We start from the raw sequence: 20,631 nt of genomic DNA, 5'->3' as shown, positions 1-20,631 counted from the left end.
GTTTCGTAGGGAGAGTGAATGGACGACTCGGACCGGTCGCGCGAGGATCCCTCGGCTCCGGCAGACGACGCGGTCGGCGACGACGGGACGGCCGACAGCGGCGATACCGCGGCGGATTCCGACGAGACCGACGAACCTGCCACCGACGACGTCGGGAGCGACGAGACCACTACCGACGAATCCGCGTCTCCAGCCGACGGTTCGGCGGAAGACGAGTCCGAGTCCGCCGAGTTGACTCCGCTCGACAGACACGACGGGTCCGCGCGGTGGGAAAACACCGACCCCGTGGAAACCGAGAGCGGGACGGCTGACGATACGGCCGGAAGCGATGACGACGGCGAAGACGCCGACGGCGACGGCGGCACCGGCGAGTCATCCGACGAGGGGGAGGTCGGCGGCTTCAACGCGCCGGAATCGGACCAAGAGATGCCGCTCGCGGATCACATCGAGGAGATGATGCGGCGGCTCGCGGTCGTCTTCGTCTTCGGCGGAATCGCAACGCTCGTCGTCGTGGCGCAGTCGACGGAGCTTATCAACTACTTCTGGAGCTACCACATCCCCGCACCGATGGAGAACCGGCCGCGGCTGTACGGCCCGCTCGAACTGCCGCTCACCCGTCTGAAGGTCGCCGGGCTCGCGGGCGTCGTCGTCGGGCTCCCGGCGTTCGTCTACCAGACGTACCGGTTCATGAAGCCGGGGCTGTACCCAAACGAGCGGCGGTACTACCTCGCTGCGGTGCCGACGAGTCTCGTGCTCGGTGGCATCGGCATCGCGTTCGCGCACTTCCTCGTGTTGCCCGCGATCTTCTCGTATTTCACCACCTACACCTCGGACGCCGCGACGATCGCCTTCGGGCTCGCGGAGACGTTCAACCTGATCGTCATCATGCTGGCGTTCATGGCGATCGTGTTCCAGATCCCGCTTTTCATCATGCTCGCTATCATGATGAACCTCGTCACCCGGGAGTGGCTGGAGGCGAAACGGCTGATATTCTGGGGGTCGTTCCTCGGGATCGCCTTCCTGTTCAGTCCCGACCCGACCGGGATGGCCCCGATCATCGTGACGCTCACCATGATCGTCCTCTTCGAGGGGACGCTCGCGATCCTGCGCTGGACCGGGAACTAGACCGGTCCGGCGCGGGCGGCTCCGACCCGTCGGGTGGGAGACTTATGTCGGTCCGATTCCTACTGGGGGCCACGCGATGGAAGAGAGCATCTCCGGGTTCAAGGTTCGCGGCGACTGGGTCGATGTCGTCGAACACGGCGAGCGGATCGCGCTCGCGCTCCGCGAGTCCGGGATCGACGGAGACGCGTATCACGACTTCGACGACTGGCGGCCGAAGTCGCACGAACGGATCGACGAGGACGTGTCGGCCAAGACCGCAGAGCAGGCATCCGTCAGCGAAGGCGAAGGCGAACGCGCCGGAAAGACGCCCGGTGACGACCTGCAGACGGCCGGAGAGAAGCTCACGGAGTCCTACGAGAAGGTCGGAGAGAACGACACCGAAAGCGCCGTCGAGCGCTGGGGCGAGTCGATAGAACACGTCGCTCGCGCGGCCGACTCCGCGAGCCGCAAGGCGCTCCGGAAGGTCGAAGACACCGTCTACCGGAAGGTGATGACGCAGATGGCACCGTACTACTTCGACAACGAACTCGTCAGCGCCAACGTACAGGAGGTCGGCCGCGGCGAGGACGGCGAGACGTTCGTCTTCGAGGTGAACATCAACGACGACGACCTCAAAGCCGAAGTGAGCGACATCCTCGCCGAGTACGAGTCGGAGATCGACCGCTGGCACGTCGAAGCGGAGAAGCGAACTGAAGACGTGGCCGCCGCCGAGGGCGTCGAACCGCCCGAAACCGAGGGGGGGCCGGACTCGACGACGACGTGACAGTGCGGTCGAGCGCATCGAACGGATTTACTTTCCGGACCGACGAACGGAATCCATGAGTGAGGTGCTTCGGGTCGAAGCCGGTGAACTGTCGGCCGACGAACTGATAGACGCGCTCAACGACGGTCGGCGGATCCTCCTCGACGTCGAGGTCGCCGGCGGGTCCCACGAGGTCGTCCTCCGATACGACGGGGAGACGTACCACTGCGACACGCCGACGAACCTCCATCGTCACGCCGACGAGTCCGAGATGCGCGGCTGTCTCGACCAGATGGGATACGCGGCCGCGGAGTGATCCGCGCCGAGATCGGGTCGGCCGAGACACCGAGGTTTAATTCGAGGGGGGTCGAACGACGCCCATGAGCGACCCCGAGATCGAGGACCTCGTCGGCGACGTGTCTCCCTCGTTCCAACACGTGCTCTCCTGCGTGTTCGGCGTTCGCGACCACGAGAGCCGCACGTACCTCGTGTTGCTCGATCACCCGGGAAGCACCGTCGCCGAACTCGCGGCGACCCTCGATCGAGACCGATCGAACGTGAACCGTTCGCTGTCGACGCTGCGCGAGAAGGGGCTCGTCGAACGCCGTCGGCGGCTCCTCGACTCCGGCGGGTACGTCTACCAGTACACCGCGATTCCGATCGCGGAAGCGAAGACCAGGCTCCACGACGCGCTCGACGAGTGGGTAGAGGGCGTTCACGCCGCGATCGACGGGTTCGATCCCGACACCGGCGGCGACAAGACGGACCAACAGTGACGGGGGGAGACGAGAGCCGGCGTCGGACGCGAGTCCGCCGGTCCGGCCGAACGCGGCCGCGACGGCGGGCTACGAGGTATCGTTGTCGAACGCGAGCGTGACACCGTCGGCGTCGACGGTCGCGCCGGCCGCACACACCGGGTGTTCGAAATCGGCAGTCAGAACCTCCGTCGCGGCGGCCCCCGCGTCCGTCGAGTCCGCTGCCTCCAGCGCGTACGGTTCCGGACTGTCGGTCTCGTAGGTCGCGACGATCGTCGGTTCGTCGACGGCCTGGACGAGCAGCGCGTCTCGGCGGACGGTCCCGATCGTCGCGGCATCGGCGCCGACGACGCCCGCGATCCGCGGGGTGTCATAGTCGTCTTTCTCGAAATCGAGCGCGAGCAGTGCGGTCGCGAGCGCGTCGCGAGCGGGATATCCCAACTCCAGTTTCTCCGCGATCGGGTCGACGTGCGAGCCGTTTCCGACGACGGCGAGCGACTCATCGGTCGGCGTGCGAACCGCACGCGCGCAGTTGTACGAGACGTACGGGTTGTCCGTCTCGGGTGCGTCCGGCGTGGGGCCGACGGTGAGAACCCCGCCGCGGTCGATCACGCGACGGTTCGGGAACGACCGAGAGGAGACGCGATACGCGCCGGTTCCGGGAGCGACGACGACGAATCGTCCGACGTACATACATCATCGTGACGATTGATCCCGCTAAAACGCATCGATCTGTCCACGTTTGTCGATCAGATATGTGAGCGGGGGATACGATCAACGGTCGGCCGAGGCTGCACAATCGGCCGACGAGACCGCCCACTCTGTGAACGGCTAGCAGAGTGCCGCCAACGCGGAACGCTTACAAACACCGACGGGCTATCCGAGAGTGCACAGTCCATTGGGGTAGTGGCCAATCCTGAAGCCTTCTGGGGGCTTCGACCCTGGTTCGAATCCAGGATGGACTATTCTCGCGGTCCGCTCCGCCCGGCTCTGAGCACCGCCATCCGTGGCTCGCTATCCGATATGTTGGTTATTTCAAGTGGAACGATATCACCGCTACGTAGTGCGGTTTCCACTCGAACAGAAGGGGTCAACGAAGAGTTGCAGTTATTTTTCGACATCGAGCAGCGCGACGCGCTCACGGACGATGTCAGCGAGGTCGCCGTCGACCACTCCCAACTCGCGGTCACCGACGTCGAAGACGTCACGCACGCGATCCGCGTCGAACGCCGTCCCCGTCGAACGGTCGTCCGTCGGAGTGAACGTCGTGCGCGCGTCGACCGCCGCTGCGGCCGCACCGAGGTCGGCCGACGGGCGGTCGGCACCCGACACGGCGCCGAAATCGGCGAGCAGGACCGCGACGCGGTTCTCCCCGTCGGAGACGCCGAGCCGGAGCGCTCGGTCGATCTGACGGCGACCGGCGGCGTACAGGAGAATCTCGACGCTCGGGTCGCGGGCGACGGCCTCGCCGCGAGCGATGGCACGGGCGGCGAGGCGGGTCGCCTCGCGCAGATGCGTCTCCGAGACGACGAGGTCGGCATCGAACGCCTGCACGACTGCCCCCGTCTCCATCGCGATCTCGGAGAGCGTGTCGAGAAACGCGTCGAGGTCGTCTATGGTCGCGGTGCCGTTTCGGAGTCGGCACGGCGGTGCGGGCGGGTCGACGGCCGTCGTCCCTCCGTCGACCCGGACGGTCGCGGTCCGGTCACCGGCCGTCTCGGAGCGTCCAGTCGTCACCGGAAATCACCCAGGCTCGCCTGACCCTCGCCGTCGTCGTCGCTCGCGGAGCCGGCCGTCGCCGCGGCGGATGCCGAGCTGTCGGGACGAACGTTCTCCATCGACGGGTCCTCGCGGCCGGCGTGTTCGAGGATCCGCTCCGCGGTCCGCTCGCGTCCGCGCAGCGCGCCGAGCACCACGGCCTTGTCGGCCTCGCGGAGGTCCGCGCGGCTCTCGACGCCGGCCTCGTACAACCGACGAGCGCGCTTCCGACCGACGTTCCGGACGCCGGCGAGGTCGAGCAGTTCCTCGCGGACGCCGTACTCGATCCGCTTTCTGGCTTCGCGGACGGCGACGACGACGTCGCCGTCGACGTCCTCGACGTCGCCCGCGAGCGTCTCGGCTGCGCGGAGGAGCCACTCGGCGGTCTCGACTTTCCCGCGGATGTCGCCCGGTCCCACGCCGTACCGCTCTGCGATCCGGTCCTCGTCGACCTCTGTGGCCCAGTCTTCGAGCAGGCGAGCCGTCTTCAGCGACGCGAGCCAGTCCTCGAAGCGCACGTCCTCGTACTCGGAGGGCACGTCTCCGAGGAACTCGGGTTCTCGCTCGTAGCAGAGTTCGGTGTACTCCTCGCGGTCGCCCGATTTCAAGTAGAGTTCGTACATGTCGGGCGTGCGGCTGACGAGGTGATAGAGGCCGAGCGGCGTCACGTCTGAAGACGAGGACGCGTCGGGGGTCTCGTCGACGGTGTCGGGTTCGTGGGTTCCGGTGCTGTCGGAGGGGGTGCCCCCGTCACTCTCGTCGGCTCGCGCGTACGTGCCGAATTCGAGGTCGTCGTTTGCGGCGGTTCGGACGAACTCGCCTGCGCCGTCGTCTTCGTCCGCCCCGCCGGCTCGTCGAAGCCCGTCGATCATCTCCGCGGCGCTCATCGGGTCGAGATAGAGCCGCGAGACGGTGTGACCGATCCCGGTCGCGGAGAGGCTCTCGGTTCCGCCGCCGCGGTCGACTTCGACGAAGTCGTTGACCTTCAGGTACTCGAGGACGGTGTCGGTGACCGAGACGAGTCGACCGTCGTCGTCGGTCTGCGTCGCGTAGAGGGTGTTGTCGAGGAACGAGATCAGCCCGTCGCGCGTGGAGGCGAATCCAGAGGCGACGGTGGCGAGCACGTGGGTCCGGAGCGCGGGCTCGGCCGCGAGCTTCGAGCGGACCGGCTCGGCCTCCGCCCAGACGTACCTCTCGAACAGTTCGTCTCTGGTGTCGGCGTCGCTCGCGAGCAGCACGGCCTCACCGTACGGGTCGAGTCCGGGCCGCCCCGCGCGCCCGCACATCTGGTGGATTTCGAGCACGTCGAGCGGCTTCATCCCCCCGAACTCCCCGTCGTATCGCCGCCAGTCGCGGACGATCACCCGACGGGCGGGAGTGTTGACGCCGGCGGCGAGCGTCGGCGTCGCGGAGACGCACTTGATCAGCCGGTCGCGGAACGCGTCCTCGACGAGCGACCGGTGCTCGCTCGCGAGGCCGGCGTGGTGGAACGCCGCTCCCCGTTCGACGGCGTCGGCCAGATCCCCGGAGGTGTCCGTGTCGGAGACACCGCGGATCTCCTCGGCGAGCTCGCGGAGCCGGTCTCGCTCGTCGTCAGTGAGCCGCGGGCCGGTCACGTCGGTGAGCCTCCGGGCCGACGTCTCGGCGTTGCGCCGGGAGTTGACGAAGACGAGCGAGGAACCGCCCCGTCCGTCCTCCTCGGTGTCGAGCGCGTCGGCGACGAGCCGCGGCGTCTGGTCGTCGCCGCGGTCGACCGGCACCTCCCGTTTGCTCCCGTCGTCGAAGTCGATCGCGTTGCCGTAGTGGACGCCGATCCGGAGGTCGATCGGCCGCCAGTCGGACTCGACCAGTTCGGCGTCGAGCCAGTCGGCGATCACGTCTGCGTTGCCTACGGTTGCGGAGAGCGCGACCGTCTGGAGATCGGGGTTCACCTTCCGGAGCTTCGCGAGCGTCACTTCGAGCGTCGGACCGCGGTGGGAGTCGTCGACGAGATGAACTTCGTCGCTCACGACGCAGGTGAGGTCGTCGATCCACGGCGCGCCGTTGCGGATCAGCGAGTCGACCTTCTCGCTCGTGGCGACGATGATGTCGCGGCTCGCGAGCCACTCGCCGTCGGACTCGTAGTTCCCCGTGGAGACGCCGACCGTGACCCCGTGGTCCTCCCAGCGCTCGAACTCCGCCTTCTTCTCGCTGGCGAGCGCGCGCAGCGGGACGATGTACAGCGCCTTGCCGCCGCGTTCGACTGCAGAGAGCATGGCGAGTTCGGCGATGAGCGTCTTCCCGGAGGCCGTTGGCACCGCGGCGACGAGACTCTGGCCGTCGACGACGCCGGCCTCGACCGCGGCCGCCTGCGGGGGGTACAGTTCGGCGACGCCCTCCGCTTCGAGCGCCTCGCCGACGCCCGTGGGGAGTCCGGAGAGCGAACTCGGTTGCATTACGAGAGAGGTGGGCGTCGCTCCGATTTAAATCGTCGGAAGCGGATGGAGTCACACGGGCGGTGAGAGAACGGGTGCGACGAGGCCTACGCCGTTTCCATCTCGCGTTCCAGCTCACGAAGCCGCTCGACTCGGTTCTCCGTCGACGGGTGCGTCGAGGCGATCTTACCGACAAACCCGGCCCTGATCGGGATGATGAAGAACGCGTTCATCTCCGCCTCCTGTCGCAGGTCCTCTTTCGGAACGCGGTCCATCCGACCGTCGATCGTCATCAGCGCGGAGGCGAGCGCGCCGGGCTCGCCCGTGATCATCGCCGCCCCGCGGTCGGCGGTGTACTCGCGGTACCGCGAGAGTGCGCGGATCAGCAGGAACGAAACGATCCAGACGAGGATCGACACGAGGATCGCGACGATGACCGGCGCGCCCTGTCGGTTGTCGCCGCTGAACAGCCAGCCCCACCGGACGATGAAGAAGGCGATAGTCGAGAGGAACGACGCGATGGTCATCACCATCACGTCCCGGTTCTTCACGTGCGCGAGTTCGTGGGCGAGCACGCCGTCGAGTTCGTCCTCGTCGAGCGAGCGCAACAGGCCCGTGGTCACGGCGACCGTCGCGTTCTTCTTGTTCCGGCCGGTCGCGAACGCGTTCGGAACCTGCGTGTCGGCGACCGCGACCGTCGGTTTCGGGAGGTCTGCCTGCTGGCTCAGACGCTCGATCCGACGGTGGAGGTCGGGGTACTCGTCGGCGCTCACCTCGCGTGCGCCCATGCTCCGTAGGGCGAGCTTGTCGCTGAAGAAGTACTGGGCGATCGAGAACCCGCCGAGCATGACAAGCGGGAAGAGGAAGTTCTGAAAGTACAGGCTCAGAACACCCACAAATACGACGTAGAGGGCGAAAAGCAGGAACATCGTGAACGCCATCCGCCCACGGAGTCCCCAGTCGGTCTGCCAGTCCATGCCCGTGAGTTACCGTTCGCGGCGTTAAAGCTTGCCGGAGCGGCAAGGCGGCGCGTGGGGCCGACGGCGCGCTCGGTCGAAAGAGAGCGCGTGTCGGGATCGTGACGAGACCGGTCGGATGGGCGCAGGTCAGATGGACAAGATCGCGTTGACGAGCGTTCGGGTCGCGATCGCGGTCACCGCGCCGAGCCACGTCAAGAGGACGAAGTGTATGTACCCGTTCGCGGGGTTCCCACCGTCGATCCGCCGGATCATCTGCGAGGAGAGCGCGGCGTTGAACAGTACGACGGTGAGGAGGAGGTACTCGATGAGCGGGATGTCGTACGCGCCGGGGTAGACGATCTGCCCGATGTCCATCTGTTCGAGCCCAAAGTCGGCCGTCAACTCGGCCAGAATCGCGACGATCTCCAGCCCGATGAAAAAGGCGAACGTCGCGGCCGCCGTGATCCCGTACAACAGCCCGATGAACGTCATCGCCGCCTGTCGGCGCTGCTCGCGAAGCTGGTTCACGGCGTTCATGTTCTTCGAGATCAGTTCGCCGAGCATCTTCGGATCTCCGCCCATCTGCCGGCCGATGAGGTACATCTCCGAGAACTTCTGGATGAGGTACGACCGCGTGTCGAACGTGAACTCGCGCCACGCTCCTTCGGTACTAATCCGCATGTTGAGCCGCCTGTAGAGTCGCTCGATAGCCGGTGAGAGGTCACCGAAGTTCTTCTCACGCAGGGTCGTCAACACGTCCGTCGTCGTCGACTGCTTCGCGCTCTCGGTCGCCCCGAGCGCCCGCACGAACGAGGGGAACTCACCGTCGCGAGCCGTGATCGCCTGCTCTTCGCGGCGCAGAACGACACCGGTGATGATGAGCGGCGAGACGGGCACGGCGAGGTACAGCGGGAGCCGCACGTCGTCGACGAAAAACAGGAGTCCGGGGAGTCCCGGTCCGTACCCGAACATCCCGGCGGCCGTGATTCCGATGATCACAAAAGAGAGCCCACCGCCGATCCCGAGCGAGGCCCAGAGCTTCATGTCGCCGGGAGCGCGCTCGTCCGGATGAAACCAGATCGGATCGTACGGCGAGGTCGCGCGGATCATCGCGTAGAAGCCGAGTTGGACGAAGACGAACAGCACGATGACCGCCGCCACCGTCGCAGTCGGATCGTTCCCGGTCAATATCGGAAGCACGATGGCGAACACCAAGGCGAACGTCATCGAGAGGATCATCGACATGTACAGGTCCTTCATCACTTCCAGGTTCGACAGCGAGGACTCGTACAGCGTCTCGTACTTCGCGAGCATCACGTCCTGTTCGGAGACGAGGAACTCCTCCAGCGACTGCCCCGCGCCCATCGTGTAGCCGAGCCGGTCGAAGAAGTCGGCCATCGCCTCGGAGGGGACCTCCTCGGCCCGACGACGACACGCGTCGTCGAGGCTCTGGTTCCACGTGTCGACGAGGTGGACGACGCGGCGGATCTCCTCGGCCGCGACGCCGTACTCCTCTTCGCGCGCCAGCGTTCGGAACACCTCCATCCGATCGATGTTCGTCGTCGACAACACCGTCATGTGCGTCATCACGAGGTGCAGTTGATTGTCGATATTCGTCTCCAGACTGCTGAGATAGATCTTCGGATAGATGACCGCCGCGACCAACACGAGCCCGCCGAACATCGGTATCGGGACCCGCGCCGCGAGCGGCAGCGGAAGGACGAACAGGCCGACGACGCTCACGAGGAACACGAGCACCGACGGAGCCAGCACGAAGCCGACGTACTGCCCCTTCGAGATGTCGAGTTTCTCGTAGGACTCGAGTACGTCCGCGGTCAGATCGGCCGCGGTTGCGAGCCCGTTACCGACCTCTTTCACTGCCATCGGCTGTGATGACCTCGTTTCTCACCGTGGTACTCGACGGCCCCGTTCATCCCGGAAGTCACCTGACGTTCCGGTGCATATCGAAGGGGAGCCCCTCGACGCCGTCGCGCTGGAAGGCGTTGATCGCCTGGTTGACCTCGTGGTAGCCGAGGATTCCCTCCTGAATCATCCGCTCTATCAGCTCGGCGCGGAAATCCAGATCGTCGTAGATGTCCCGGGTGTCCGCGTAGCCGAGCAGCGTCGCGATCTGCTCTTCTAACACGTAGGAGTTGTTCATCCCCTGGAAGACGATATCGTCTTCGACGGGGTCCCAACTGAACACCTCGCGGGTGACGACCCCCTCCATCTCCTTTGAGTACCCCTCGATCTCCTGCACGCTCGTCACCCGACGGAGCACGTCGTCGCCCTGTTTCACCCGGTTCTGGAACAGCGCCACGTCGGCGTTGTCCATGAACGTCTCCGGGACGTTGATCGGCTCGGAGGTGAACCGCTGGATCATGGAGACGATGTCCGACGCGTGGAACGTCAGCATGACCGGGTGGCCGGTCTGTGCGGCCTGGAACGCCATGCGACCCTCGGCACCGCGGACCTCGCCCACGATGATGTAGTCGGGTCGCGACCGAAGCGCGGCGGCGACGAGATCGAACATGTCCACGTCGGAGGACCCCTCGCCGCCGCCCTCGCGGGTCAACAGCTGCTGCCAGGTGCTGTGCGGCGGGATGACCTCGGCGGTGTCCTCCGCGGTATATATCTTCGAGTCGTCGGGGATGTACGAGAGGATGGCGTTCAGCGTCGTCGTCTTCCCCGATGCGGTCTCTCCGACGACGAACACGGTCTGTTCGTTCTCCAGACAGAGCCAGAGGTACGCCGCGAGCTGCGGCGACAGCGTCCCCCAGTTTGTGATCTGGTTGATCGACAGCGGCACCTCCTCGCCCTGCCGGATCGTGAGCGAGGATCCCTTCAGCGAGACGTCGTCGGAGTAGATGATGTTGATACGCGACCCGTCGGGCAGCGTGGAGTCGACGATCGGATCGGAGTCGGAGAGGGGGTCTCCGATCCGCTCGCCCATGTTGCGGAGCCAGTTGTCGAACTCCTTCGGGGTGCCGAAGTCGACGGTCGTCTCCAGCATTCCGAAGGTGCCGTGATCGACGTGACACTCCTTGGGGCCGATGACGTGAATGTCCTCGTTCGCCGGGTCACGCATCACCGGCTCCAAGGGTCCGAGTCCGACGATGTCACGGTTGAGACGGTATCGGATGTTCTCGTAGGTCTCCTCGGTGACGGAGAGTTTTCCCATGTTTCGCACCTTCGAGAGCCCCCGCCGCCAGCCGGTCGTGTGGTCGTCGACGTGCGTCACCTCCTCCAACAGCTCCTCGATGAGGTCGTCGTACTCTGCCTCGGAGTCGGGCGCGCTGTGCTGGCCGCTCGCGGAGAGCAGTCGGTTTTTGACCTCACCGAGGATCTTCGCCTGCGGGCCGGACACCTCCGGTTCGATGGCGTAGTACTTCGTGTCCTGTCCGAGGTCGCCGTATATGTGGCTGTAGATCGGACCGCCGACCGGGTAGATGACGTTCGGGCGGTTCGACTCGTACTCCGATTTCGGCTCCTCGATGAACTGGGGGAACTCACCGGTGATCTGTTTGAACTCCCGGAGGTGCTCCCGGAGGTGCGGCCGCCGCATCGCTGCTTTCCGGAGTTCTTCGGACGGTTTCGCGGTGCCGTGTTCGGTCATGGTATCTCTCGGGTGGTCTGATGGTTCAGGCGACGCTGCGGCTCTCGATGACGATCCCGGTTCCGGATCGGACCGAGAAGCCGATCGTGTCGCCGACCTGTTCGCCCATTCCGGCGAAGCGTTTCACGTTGATCTGTCGACGGATGTCGCTGCCGACCTCGATCATCTCCAGTTGGAGGAAGACGTCGGCGATAGAGCGGAACGGGCCGATCGCCTCGTCGTCGACGGCGGAGGGGTCGACGGTCAACACGACCACCTTCCCCTGCGAGATGATCTCCCGGAAGAAGGAGATGATCTCGAGCGCCGCCTGTCGCTCCTCGTTCTTCCGCACGAGCGCCTCGAAGGTCGGGTCGTTCCGGAAGATGGCGTCGAAGGTGTCGAGGAAGACCACGTCGGAGTTCCACATCGCCTCCGCGTTCATCAGCCGCTTGAGCAGCTCCTTGCGCTCCCCGTCGCCGTCGGAGAACGCGCCGCCGGAGTCGAAGTCGGCGTGTAAAAAGAGCAGCTCCTCGTTCAACAGCGGCTTCACCATGTCGTACTCCAGCGAGTGCATCTGGTCGATGAACCCGCGGACGGTGAGTTCCGTCGACATCATCGTCACCGACGCGCCCTCCTCGATGAGCCCGTAGGCGAACCGCTGGGAGATGGCGCTCTTGCCCGCGCCGTAGTCGCCCTCCATGAGGACGATGCTACCGCGGGGGATCCCGCCGCCGAGCTCCTTGTTGAGCCGGTCGCGCTCGCCGAGGCCCAAAGAGAGGAGGTTGTCCGCGCGGGGCATCTACGCCTCCACCCGGAACTGGAACAGTTCCTCGTCGCCGTTGACGGTCAAGTACACGCGGTGATCGGTGTCGGAAGCGAGCTGGCCCGTCTCGATCGTGAGCCGGAGCACGTCGCCGCGACTCCACGCCGCGCCGTCGCCGGCGGAGACGAGTTCGCCCGTTTTCGCGCTCGGCTCGACGTACGATCCGTCGAAGAGCACGTCGACGCCCGACCCGTCGGGCGCGAGCCGGTAGGTGCCGGTGTTCTTTATCAAGAGCGTGACCGTCTCGTTGTTCGAGTCGTACACCCCCGCGCTCGGGTCGGAGATGACCGTGACGTCCGTGCGGAGCGTCTCGGTCGCGTCCAGTCCGGCGTCGTCGACGGCGGCGCTCACGCGGTCGACGCCGGTCGTGATCGTCCCCACGACGCTCGCGGCGATCACGAGGCTCGCGATGAATAAGATGAGGTGCGAGACGGGAACGCTCGCCATCTAGCTCACCTCCGTCACGGTGGCGGCGTCGCGGACGCCGGACTCGACCACGAGCACGACGCGAGTCTCGCCGCCGACGATGTTAGTCGAGAGGTCACTCTCGTCGATCTCGACGGTCAGTTCCTCGCCGCCGAGCCAGAGTTCGGTAACGGTGTCGCCGTCGACGGTGGTGTCCGCGGCCGATCCGCCCACGTCGACGTACTCGTTGCCGACGACCAGCGTCGCGTCGCTGGCGACGAGGCCGACCGCGCCGTCGTTGACGGCGGTCACGGTGAGTGTGTTGGGGGTCGTAGTCGTGTCATACGTCGCGTTCGTCACCGCGAAGTCGGTGTTCTGTTGCTCTAAGGCACGCTCGTGCATGCCGTGTTGAGCGTCGGTGACGCGATCGAGGCCGTTCGCGGCCACGGGGTAGAACGTCGTGAAGGCGAAGAACAGCCCCGCAACGATGATGGCCGTCGAGGCGGAGACGCTAACGCCCATCGCCCCACCCTCCGTCGGCCGGATCGGCCTTGTCGGAACGCGGGTTCGGGTCGTTCATCGGTCGCGGTGACCCGCCGTTCCGATCGCGCTCGGTCGCTCGGTCGGCGCGGTCCTCGTGGTGACCGGATCGGTCATCGTGGTGGTCCTCCCGCCGACGATCAGACCGGTCCGCTCGTGCGTCGGCGTCAGGATCGTGTCCGTTCGCACGCCGGTCGTTCGCGTCGCGCCGGTCCGTCTCGTCGCGTCGTCGGTCGTTCGCGTCGAGCCGATCGCGAGACCGCCGCCGACCGCCCCGGCCGTCGATCGACGGTGCGCGACCGCCCACGAGCGACCCGCCGGCGAGGTCGTCCCAGCGGTCCAACAGCACTAGGTGACCGCTCGTCCCGTTGAGTTGAGTCACGTAGCGGAGGCTTCGCGTGTGGTGCTCACGGACGAGTCGGTCCGTGCCCGGCCGGTCCACGACGTTACGGTCGATCGTGCCGAAGCCGGAGAGGAAATCGCGGAGTCGCGCGGCCGCCTCCGGGCCGATCCACTCGATCCGCTCGTAGTAGTTGATCGCGCGAACCGCGTCGGTGACGTCGCTCTCTGAGACCAGGAACTCCAGCCACTCCATGACGAGGAGGTCGCCGACGTAATCGCCGGGAAGCTCCGTGAGGTACGGCTTCCGCCGCCCGCCGGAGAGGTCGTCCTCGCCGACGTACTCGAATCCGTCACCGGTCGCCTCGGCGGGATCGCCGCCGGGCCGAGGACCGCGCGAGCGGTCCGGCTCGGGATCTGACTCAGCGAACTCGTCGTCGAAGGGATCCGAGTCGGCGGGCTCGTCATCGAAGGAATCCGCGTCGGCGGGCTCGTCGTCGAACGGATCGACCTCGTCGCCCACGCCCTCACCCGGCTCGTCGAACGGGTCCGTTTCGTCGCCGGGGTCGTCTCCGTCGTCGGCCCAGTCGGCCTCCCCGGCGTCGTACTCCTCTTTCAGCTCGCTGAAGCTCTTTCCATCGTCGTTCATGTCGTCTCCGTCGTCCGCCGTCGCGGTCTCGGACGCGGCAGCGGCGGGGTCGCCGTCGTCCGTCTGTTCGTCCGGTTCCAGTTCGTCGAACGCGTCGTCCTCGTCGTCGTCCTCGTCACCGTCGTCGAAGTCGTCGTCGAGCAGGTCGTCGTCGAAGAATCCGTCGGCGTCCGCGCTCGCGACGTCCTCGTCGAGATCCTCGTCTTCGGCGTCTCCCTCGTCGTCATCGAAGAGTCCGAACGACCCCTCACCGCCGCCGTTGACGCTGTCAAATCCGCTCGAATCGTCGACGAACGGATTGATGCCGCGAGTGACCATCTCGTAGATGTCGAGCAGGTTCCGAACGTCCTCCTCGATATCGTCGACCGCGGCCGAAATCTCCTCGTTTTCGGACCGGACCGTCGAGACGGTGGACGACAGGGAGGCGACCTCATTTTCGAGGTCGTCGAGCCGCTTTTCCAGCTCATCGGTGCCGGAGCCGCCACCGCCGCCATCGTCGAAGTCGTCGTCCCACTCGTCCATGCCATCGAAGTCGTCGAGGCCGTCACCTCCCATACCTCCACCCATTCCCCCGCCCATCCCCCCGCCGCCGAAGGGGTCATCGTCGCCGCCCATTCCGCCGGAATCGTCGTTAGATCCGTCGTCGTCGAGGAACCGGTCGAGGACGCTCGCACCGACGAGCCCCAGCGTGGCGACTATCCATGCAGCCGTTGGAGTTCCCCACACCGGTAGTTCGAGGCCCATTACCAGACTCGACCCGCAGAACACACTTCAATGCACCTCTCAAAATATCAACAGTGAGAAGACGGTGTGAGACGTCCGTTCGTCGATCGCTCAAAGCGTTCGTTCGAACCCGTCTGCCGCGCGGACCACGAGCCCGCCGTCGGCCCGCAGCCGCACCGTCCGACCGACCCCGTCGCCCACGTCGCTCGCGACGATCGGCACGTCGGCCGCCGCAAGTGACTCCTCGGCGCGCTCGACGTTCCGTGGTCCGACCGCGTCCGTGATATCAAGCATCTCCGCGCCGCCGGCGACGCGCGCCTCCAATCGATCCGGGGACGCGCCCGACTCGCGGAGCCTCTCGATCAGCGCTGCTATCCCGGTGTCGACGTACTTCGCCGGGCGCGCGGTCGGCGACCGCGCGTCGCCTTCGTTGGGTAACATCGCGTGCAACAGGCCGCGAACGCCGGCGGCCTCGTCGACGAGCCCGACGGCGACGCAGGAACCGAGCCCGCTCGTCGTGAGCGTTTCGCCGTCCGTCGCCACCGCCAGTTCGCCGACGCCGACCTTGATCCGTCCGGGGTCGACAGCGGTCTCCTCGTCCGCGGAGGCCGGCCTGCTGCGAGACGACGACGGGTGGCTCACGACCCCGAGAGCCGTGCGAGCGCCGCGGCCAGTTCGCGCTCGTCTGGGAGGGCGTACACGTCACACCGCGCCTCGACGCCCTCGGTCTGGATCGCGGCGTCGATCACGAACCCGTAGTCCTGTCGCTGACTCAGTTTCGCGACGAGCGGACTGATCGCCGCGGAGCCGATATCGTGGACGAACTCGGGCGGCGAGTGCGCGATGGACGTTCCGAGCACGTTCGCCCAGCCGTCGATGAATCCGCTCGTCATCACGTTGCCGAGTTCACAGAGCGCGTTCTCAGCCATGCCGCCGAGCGGCTCGTCCGGCTCCATCGGGAGCATCGCCTCCGCGATGGCCGCCGCGGACGACTCCTCGAAGAGGATCGCGAGGTAACCGCTCGGTTTGCCTTCCAGTTCGAACACCGTTCCGGCGTGCGGCTCGACGCCGACTTCGGCCGGCACGTCGGCGAGTGGGACGAACCGCAGGCGGCTCACGTCGACAGTCGTCTCCAGCCCGGTCATCATCGCGATGTTGTCGGCGGCGTTCGCCGAACCGCGCTTCGCCAGCGACGCGAACGTCGACAGCGACTCGTACGGGACCGCCGGTCCGCCGCCGTCTCCCTCGACGCCGCCGGCCGCCTCGGCACCCGGCGTCGCGGCCGGCGCGGCCTTCCCGACGATGAGGTCGCGGAACGGTCCGGAGTCGGGTAACATGTAGATCGAGAAGTCCAGATCCGTCGTCGTCGCGTCCAGTCGGCTCTCGAATAGGAACACGCCGTCACCGGCGAGCGCCCCGTCCGGAAGCACCGCGGCACCGTCCGCCTCGAAGTACCGCGGAGGCGTCATGTCGATCGCCGTACCGAGGTAGTTGGCCCAGCCGTCGAGGAAGCCGCCGAGCGCGATGTTTCCGACCTCGCTCACCGCGCTGTGGCCCATCGACCGTCCACCGGGCAGCAGCGATAGGAGGGCGTCGACGTTGGCTGCGTCGAATGCGAGCACCGCCTCCCCCTCCAGTCCGCCGCGGAGTCCGACGCTCACGCCGATAGACTCCCGACCCGCGAACGCCTCGGCTAAGTCCTCGCCGCTGGCGACGCTCGCTCCGGTGACCTCGACCGCGAGGTCCGTGCCCGTCAGTTCAGAGAGCGCGCCCGCGGCCTGTTTCGCCCCGCGCTCCGAGAGGCGGTTGCAGGCACCGAGCGCCCGGACGTCGACGCGCATTATACCGCCGATCCGATGGCGTCGAGCACGTTCGGCTTCTGGAACGGCTTCGTTATGTACCCCTCCGCTCCCGCCTTGATCGCGGCCTTCATCTTCTCCTCTTGGCCGACGCTCGTGCACATGATCACCGTCGCCTCGGGGTTGTCGTCGAGGATCTCCGTCGTCGCTTCGATCCCGTCGCGGATCGGCATCACGATGTCCATCATCACGAGATCCGGGCCGTGCTCGTCGTACATGTTGACCGCCTCCACACCGTTTTCCGCCTCGCCGACGACCTCGAACTCCCCCTCGAGAATCTCCCGGAGGAGGTTCCGCATGAACTCCGAGTCGTCCGCGATGAGCACGCGCGTTGCCATAGTTGTTCGAAGAACGGGACAGCCGTCACTTAACCGCTCGCCCGCGGTTCTCAGCGTTGAGAACCATCGGCGATGCGGCGCTCGACCGTAAGTGGACGCGAGCGGACCCACTCGACTACCGCGGCGACCGCTCCGCGTATCAGACTGTAGAATTAGAGCGGGGGCGTTCGGAGGCGGTTCGTCCGGATCGGGAGACGTGACGGCGATCGAACGAACGCCGCGTTCCGAAGAATTAAGCCCGACCACGCTGGGAATCAGATGAAGATGAAGTCCTGTCCCCGGTGCGAGTCGTCGCTCGACGACGAGGCCCGCTACTGCGTCGAGTGTGGCGCACCCCAGACGGAGGCGGCCGCCGAGGAGCTTGACGAGTACGTGCAGCGACAGGCACAACAGGTGGCGGCCGACACGGGCGGAGCCGGTGACAGTACGGGCGGCGGCGGCTCCGACGACGGGTTCTCTCCCGCCGAGGCACTCTCCGACCGCGAGCAGCTCTGGCGGCGTGGATGTTACGTGCTCGGCTACGGGACTATCGTCGCCGCGATCACGCAGATCCCGCGCGTCGGTGCATTCCCGCTGTTTCTCGGCGGCGTCGCGATCCTCCCGCCGATCCGTCGCCTCACCGCCGAGCCGCTCGGCAGTCCGCTGAAACGCGAGGCGATGGCCGGGCTCTACGCGATATTCACGCTGATCGGCGTCGCGCTGTTGCTCCTTCTGTAAGACGTGCGAGATGTGGATGACGCGCACCGCGAACAGCGTGTCGCACCGATGATGCCGCGCCGACACCGCAGAACGGGGAGAACAGCGCGCACCAGCGTCCACCACGGATCGGGCGTGATTCGACTTATTCGATCCGGAAGCCGCCGTTCTCTTCGGCCGCGCGGACGAGGTCGCCGATGGTGTCGCTCGCGGTGAGCCCCTGGCTCGTCGCGAATCGCTTTATCGCCACCGGGGGCACGTCGACGGTCGTCTCCGCGGCGACCAACAGCAGTCCGAGCGCTTCCGGGGTCGGCGAACTCGGACCGGCGTTCGAGGCGAACCAGCTCACGAGCGTGTCGAACGTCGCGGTCACGTCGTTCGACACCATCCGCTGGCGGGTGGTCTCGCCGTTCACGTGCAGCGTCGCGTCGATCCCGTACGTGAACCCGTCGTTGTCGAAGGAGGACGCGAGCCACCGACTGACGGCCTGTCGGTCGACTACGGGGGCACCGCCGCCGTGCTGTGTGCCCCCGGTCGCGTGTCCGTCCGGAGTCCGCGCGGGCGCCGTCTGACCGCCGGCCGATTGCCCGCCTCGTCCGCCGGCCGCCTGTCCGCCGCCCCCCCGTCGGTCCTGCCGGGCGGCGTCGCTCCGCCGTTGACCGCCACCGCCGACCGCGCTCTCCGCCTGCCCGCCTCCCGGCGGGCGACGCGCGTCCGGGTTCTCGGGATCCGCCGGCCTGAACGCGGAGTCGTCCTCGGCGGCGCGGTCGGGTTGTGATCGCCCGACGTTGGGCCGGCCGTTCGTCCCGACGACGTACCGGCTCTCCCCGATCTCGACGACGTTCTCGTCGTCGGTGAAGTCGAGTTCGTCGGGATCGGCTGGCGGTGCGTCGTGGTCACTCATGACGTAGCCGTTATCGCGCGATAAAATAGGTGTTCCGGGCGGCCGACCCGCCGCGGAGGTAGTTGGGGGCTGTGCGAGACTCGTTAGAGCCGGACCGCTTCGCCGTCCTCACTGAAGAGGTCGGGCGCGGTCAGTTCGACCTGCGTCGTCGCGCCGGCGGGCGAAACGATGTCGAGCGTCGCGTCGTCACCCTCGCCGAACGCCGTTTCGTCGGCGAACGCACCGGAGGACGGGTTCAGCAGAACCGTGTACTGGTTCTGGTCGTCCAAGACCGGGTCCGCGAGGAAGTTGCCGTCGGAACCGACGGCGAACTCATTGGAGTTGAGATTCTCCACGTTGTAGAACGGGAGAGCCGCAGAAACGGAGATCACATCAGTGTTGGTAGACACGTTTGCTCCGCTGCTATCTTCCAGTCGTGCAGTCACGTCTTCATTTTCAACCAATTCGAGATCGGACACGTCGACGGTGACAATCTCTTCGGTCCCACCGGAGACATCCTGAGTAACAGTGTTACCCTGTGCGTCAGAGACGTTCAGTGTCTCGGCACCAGCCGAAGCGTTCACACCGACCTCGATCTGCTGTTCATTCTCTCGGATGGGGTCTTGCAGGGCCGTCGCGTTGTCCGAGCCCGGCACGGATACACTAGCCTCGACGGTAATGGCGTCGGAACTGTCAGTATCAACATCGGCGTCACTGTCGTCAACGAGTGCGACCGTCACGGTATCTCCGCCGCTCAGATCGAAGTCAGAGATGGAGATGTCGTTGATCTCTCCCTCGTCGAGGTCTTCGACGGGAACAGAGACGGTATCTGCACCACCGTCAGTGTCCCTAATTTCGAGCCTATCGATACTGTCGTCGCTGATCGTGCTCACGCCGACCTGGACGCTATCGGCATCAGTCGGGACGTTCGCCTGAAGCGTGACGTTGTTGTCGCTGGCGGGAACCGACACATCGAAAGCTCTGTCGGTGAACACGAGGTTCTCCTGGCCACCAGGCCCAACGGCCTGAATCGTCGAGTCAGTCAGGTCGATGTCGTCAGCACCGGGCGCGCCGGTGGTCGTCACGCGAATCTCGTCCAGCGTCGCCGTGTCAGAGCCGACGATACCGACGGAACTCGTCACTTCGATTCGCTCAGACACGAGGTCCGTACTCTCTTCACCGGTCGATTCCGCCTGTGACTGGAGGAACCCAGCCGTGTTGATCAGCACGCCCGCGGCGATGGCGGCGACCAGCACCATCGCGATGAACACGATGAGGGTGCCGATACCGACCTGACCGCGGTCGTTGTTAGTGATGAATTCGAACATTGTTACAGCCTCACCGAGTCGCCGTCATCGCCGACCAGCGTAGTCGGGACGCGGATTTCGGTCGTCGTCGATGCGCCGGAGGCGGTCGTGAACGTCACCGTCAGGGAGTCGCCCTCGGTGAGCGCGTACCCAGCGTCGTTCTCGAACGCGTCCGATTCGAGGTCTACGGTGACCTCGGCGCGGTCGCTGTTGTCGGTCAGAACGTTGCCGTCACCCTCCGTGGTGAAGATGTCGTTGGTCGCCGGCGGGCTCTCGTCAAGCTGGAACGTTTCCTGACCGGAGGTGCCGACTAGTTCGACCGACACCTCGTTGAGATCGATGTTGTCCGCGCCGGGAGCGGATGCGACGACGAACTCAAGCGATCCGATACCCCGCTCGCTCGTGCCAGCGACGTTGTCGGAAATGTCGCCTGACTGGCTCACGACCTGCAGTCGTTCGCTCACCTGACTTGTACTCTCTTCGCCCGTTGCCTCCGCCTGCGTCTGGAGGAAGCCGGCCGTGTTGATCAGAACACCCGCGGCGATCGCCGCCACGAGCACCATCGCGATGAACACGATGAGGGTCCCGATCCCCACTTGACCGCGCTCTTCCTCGTCCATGATTGCTTCGAACATTGGTTGTGTTGCGTCGGCCCCCGGCCTGCCCGGCGGGCGTTACCGGAGGGAGTAGGAATTCCCTATTAAACACTCTGTGCCGATTA

21 protein-coding genes and 1 tRNA gene are annotated in these 20,631 nt (G+C 66.1%); 6 read left to right on the top strand and 16 right to left on the bottom strand.

Going from position 1 to position 20,631, the window contains the following annotated elements; genetic code table 11:
* The first annotated feature begins 18 nt into the window (after positions 1-18).
* The 4 genes from tatC to ACZ45C_RS03455 all read left to right on the top strand — a co-directional run bounded on the left by tatC (position 19) and on the right by ACZ45C_RS03455 (position 2,643).
* Positions 19-1,125 (top strand): twin-arginine translocase subunit TatC, encoded by a 1,107-nt coding sequence (tatC, locus tag ACZ45C_RS03470; protein ID WP_460562721.1) that lies wholly within the window; start codon positions 19-21, stop codon positions 1,123-1,125.
* Between the two features lie 76 nt (positions 1,126-1,201).
* Positions 1,202-1,888 (top strand): DUF5828 family protein, encoded by a 687-nt coding sequence (locus tag ACZ45C_RS03465; RefSeq protein WP_460562722.1) that lies wholly within the window; start codon positions 1,202-1,204, stop codon positions 1,886-1,888.
* 55 nt (positions 1,889-1,943) lie between these two features.
* Entirely contained in the window at positions 1,944-2,183 is a 240-nt protein-coding gene (locus ACZ45C_RS03460; RefSeq protein WP_460562723.1) for a hypothetical protein, read from the top strand.
* A 64-nt stretch (positions 2,184-2,247) separates the two neighbouring features.
* Positions 2,248-2,643, top strand: coding sequence for a helix-turn-helix domain-containing protein (locus ACZ45C_RS03455; protein ID WP_460562724.1), 396 nt, complete (start codon positions 2,248-2,250; stop codon positions 2,641-2,643).
* A gap of 69 nt (positions 2,644-2,712) precedes the next feature.
* Here the strand turns inward: ACZ45C_RS03455 and ACZ45C_RS03450 are convergent, their stop codons facing one another.
* On the bottom strand, positions 2,713-3,315 hold the full coding sequence (locus ACZ45C_RS03450) for an IMP cyclohydrolase (protein ID WP_460562725.1): 603 nt from the start codon (positions 3,313-3,315) through the stop codon (positions 2,713-2,715).
* A 199-nt stretch (positions 3,316-3,514) separates the two neighbouring features.
* On the opposite strand from ACZ45C_RS03450, the gene ACZ45C_RS03445 reads away from it, so the two are divergent.
* Positions 3,515-3,587: transfer RNA gene (locus ACZ45C_RS03445), tRNA-Gln, on the top strand.
* A 142-nt stretch (positions 3,588-3,729) separates the two neighbouring features.
* On the opposite strand, the gene cgi121 is transcribed toward ACZ45C_RS03445, so the two are convergent.
* The 12 genes from cgi121 to cheY all read right to left on the bottom strand — a co-directional run bounded on the left by cgi121 (position 3,730) and on the right by cheY (position 17,024).
* On the bottom strand, positions 3,730-4,239 hold the full coding sequence (gene cgi121, locus ACZ45C_RS03440; protein WP_460562914.1) for a KEOPS complex subunit Cgi121: 510 nt from the start codon (positions 4,237-4,239) through the stop codon (positions 3,730-3,732).
* Positions 4,240-4,355: 116 nt separating this feature from the next.
* On the bottom strand, positions 4,356-6,815 hold the full coding sequence (locus ACZ45C_RS03435; protein WP_460562726.1) for an ATP-dependent DNA helicase: 2,460 nt from the start codon (positions 6,813-6,815) through the stop codon (positions 4,356-4,358).
* Between the two features lie 86 nt (positions 6,816-6,901).
* The gene (gene htpX, locus ACZ45C_RS03430; RefSeq protein WP_460562727.1) at positions 6,902-7,771 is read right to left on the bottom strand and encodes a zinc metalloprotease HtpX; all 870 of its coding nucleotides are present in this window, start codon (positions 7,769-7,771) and stop codon (positions 6,902-6,904) included.
* A gap of 129 nt (positions 7,772-7,900) precedes the next feature.
* Positions 7,901-9,637 (bottom strand): archaellar assembly protein FlaJ, encoded by a 1,737-nt coding sequence (gene flaJ / locus ACZ45C_RS03425; protein WP_460562728.1) that lies wholly within the window; start codon positions 9,635-9,637, stop codon positions 7,901-7,903.
* A gap of 58 nt (positions 9,638-9,695) precedes the next feature.
* Positions 9,696-11,369, bottom strand: coding sequence for a type II/IV secretion system ATPase subunit (locus tag ACZ45C_RS03420; RefSeq protein ID WP_460562729.1), 1,674 nt, complete (start codon positions 11,367-11,369; stop codon positions 9,696-9,698).
* Between the two features lie 25 nt (positions 11,370-11,394).
* Positions 11,395-12,147 carry an archaellum protein ArlH gene (gene arlH / locus ACZ45C_RS03415; protein WP_460562730.1) on the bottom strand — a complete coding sequence of 251 codons (753 nt, stop codon included), beginning with the start codon at positions 12,145-12,147 and terminating at the stop codon, positions 11,395-11,397.
* Positions 12,148-12,618, bottom strand: coding sequence for an archaellum stator protein ArlG (gene arlG / locus ACZ45C_RS03410; RefSeq protein WP_460562731.1), 471 nt, complete (start codon positions 12,616-12,618; stop codon positions 12,148-12,150). It lies immediately after the preceding gene.
* Positions 12,619-13,098, bottom strand: a complete 480-nt coding sequence (gene arlF, locus ACZ45C_RS03405) for an archaellum stator protein ArlF (RefSeq protein WP_460562732.1) — start codon at positions 13,096-13,098, stop codon at positions 12,619-12,621.
* Positions 13,088-14,848, bottom strand: a complete 1,761-nt coding sequence (locus ACZ45C_RS03400) for a FlaD/FlaE family flagellar protein (RefSeq protein ID WP_460562733.1) — start codon at positions 14,846-14,848, stop codon at positions 13,088-13,090. Before ACZ45C_RS03400 ends, arlF begins: the two co-directional genes overlap by 11 nt.
* Before the next feature lie 90 nt (positions 14,849-14,938).
* Entirely contained in the window at positions 14,939-15,469 is a 531-nt protein-coding gene (locus ACZ45C_RS03395; RefSeq protein ID WP_460562734.1) for a chemotaxis protein CheD, read from the bottom strand.
* Positions 15,466-16,668: a chemotaxis protein CheC gene (locus ACZ45C_RS03390; RefSeq protein ID WP_460562735.1), complete on the bottom strand. Its 1,203-nt coding sequence runs from the start codon at positions 16,666-16,668 to the stop codon at positions 15,466-15,468. The genes ACZ45C_RS03395 and ACZ45C_RS03390 overlap by 4 nt, the downstream gene beginning before the upstream one ends.
* Complete coding sequence (gene cheY / locus ACZ45C_RS03385) at positions 16,668-17,024, bottom strand: chemotaxis protein CheY (protein WP_460562736.1); 357 nt, start codon at positions 17,022-17,024, stop codon at positions 16,668-16,670. Before cheY ends, ACZ45C_RS03390 begins: the two co-directional genes overlap by 1 nt.
* Positions 17,025-17,288: 264 nt before the next feature.
* On the opposite strand from cheY, the gene ACZ45C_RS03380 reads away from it, so the two are divergent.
* A complete protein-coding gene (locus ACZ45C_RS03380; protein ID WP_460562737.1) occupies positions 17,289-17,741 on the top strand; it encodes a zinc ribbon domain-containing protein in 453 nt (150 codons plus the stop codon).
* A 124-nt stretch (positions 17,742-17,865) separates the two neighbouring features.
* On the opposite strand, the gene ACZ45C_RS03375 is transcribed toward ACZ45C_RS03380, so the two are convergent.
* The 3 genes from ACZ45C_RS03375 to ACZ45C_RS03365 form a co-directional block, all read right to left on the bottom strand.
* Positions 17,866-18,624 (bottom strand): DUF7500 family protein, encoded by a 759-nt coding sequence (locus ACZ45C_RS03375; RefSeq protein WP_460562738.1) that lies wholly within the window; start codon positions 18,622-18,624, stop codon positions 17,866-17,868.
* A gap of 83 nt (positions 18,625-18,707) precedes the next feature.
* Complete coding sequence (locus ACZ45C_RS03370) at positions 18,708-19,931, bottom strand: archaellin/type IV pilin N-terminal domain-containing protein (protein WP_460562739.1); 1,224 nt, start codon at positions 19,929-19,931, stop codon at positions 18,708-18,710.
* A 2-nt stretch (positions 19,932-19,933) separates the two neighbouring features.
* Positions 19,934-20,545 (bottom strand): archaellin/type IV pilin N-terminal domain-containing protein, encoded by a 612-nt coding sequence (locus ACZ45C_RS03365; RefSeq protein ID WP_460562740.1) that lies wholly within the window; start codon positions 20,543-20,545, stop codon positions 19,934-19,936.
* Positions 20,546-20,631: the final 86 nt, after the last annotated feature.

Source organism: Halorubrum pallidum, assembly GCF_055380345.1.
The sequence above is the reverse complement of the archived record's forward strand: the minus strand, read 5'-3'. Positions and strand labels throughout refer to the sequence as shown.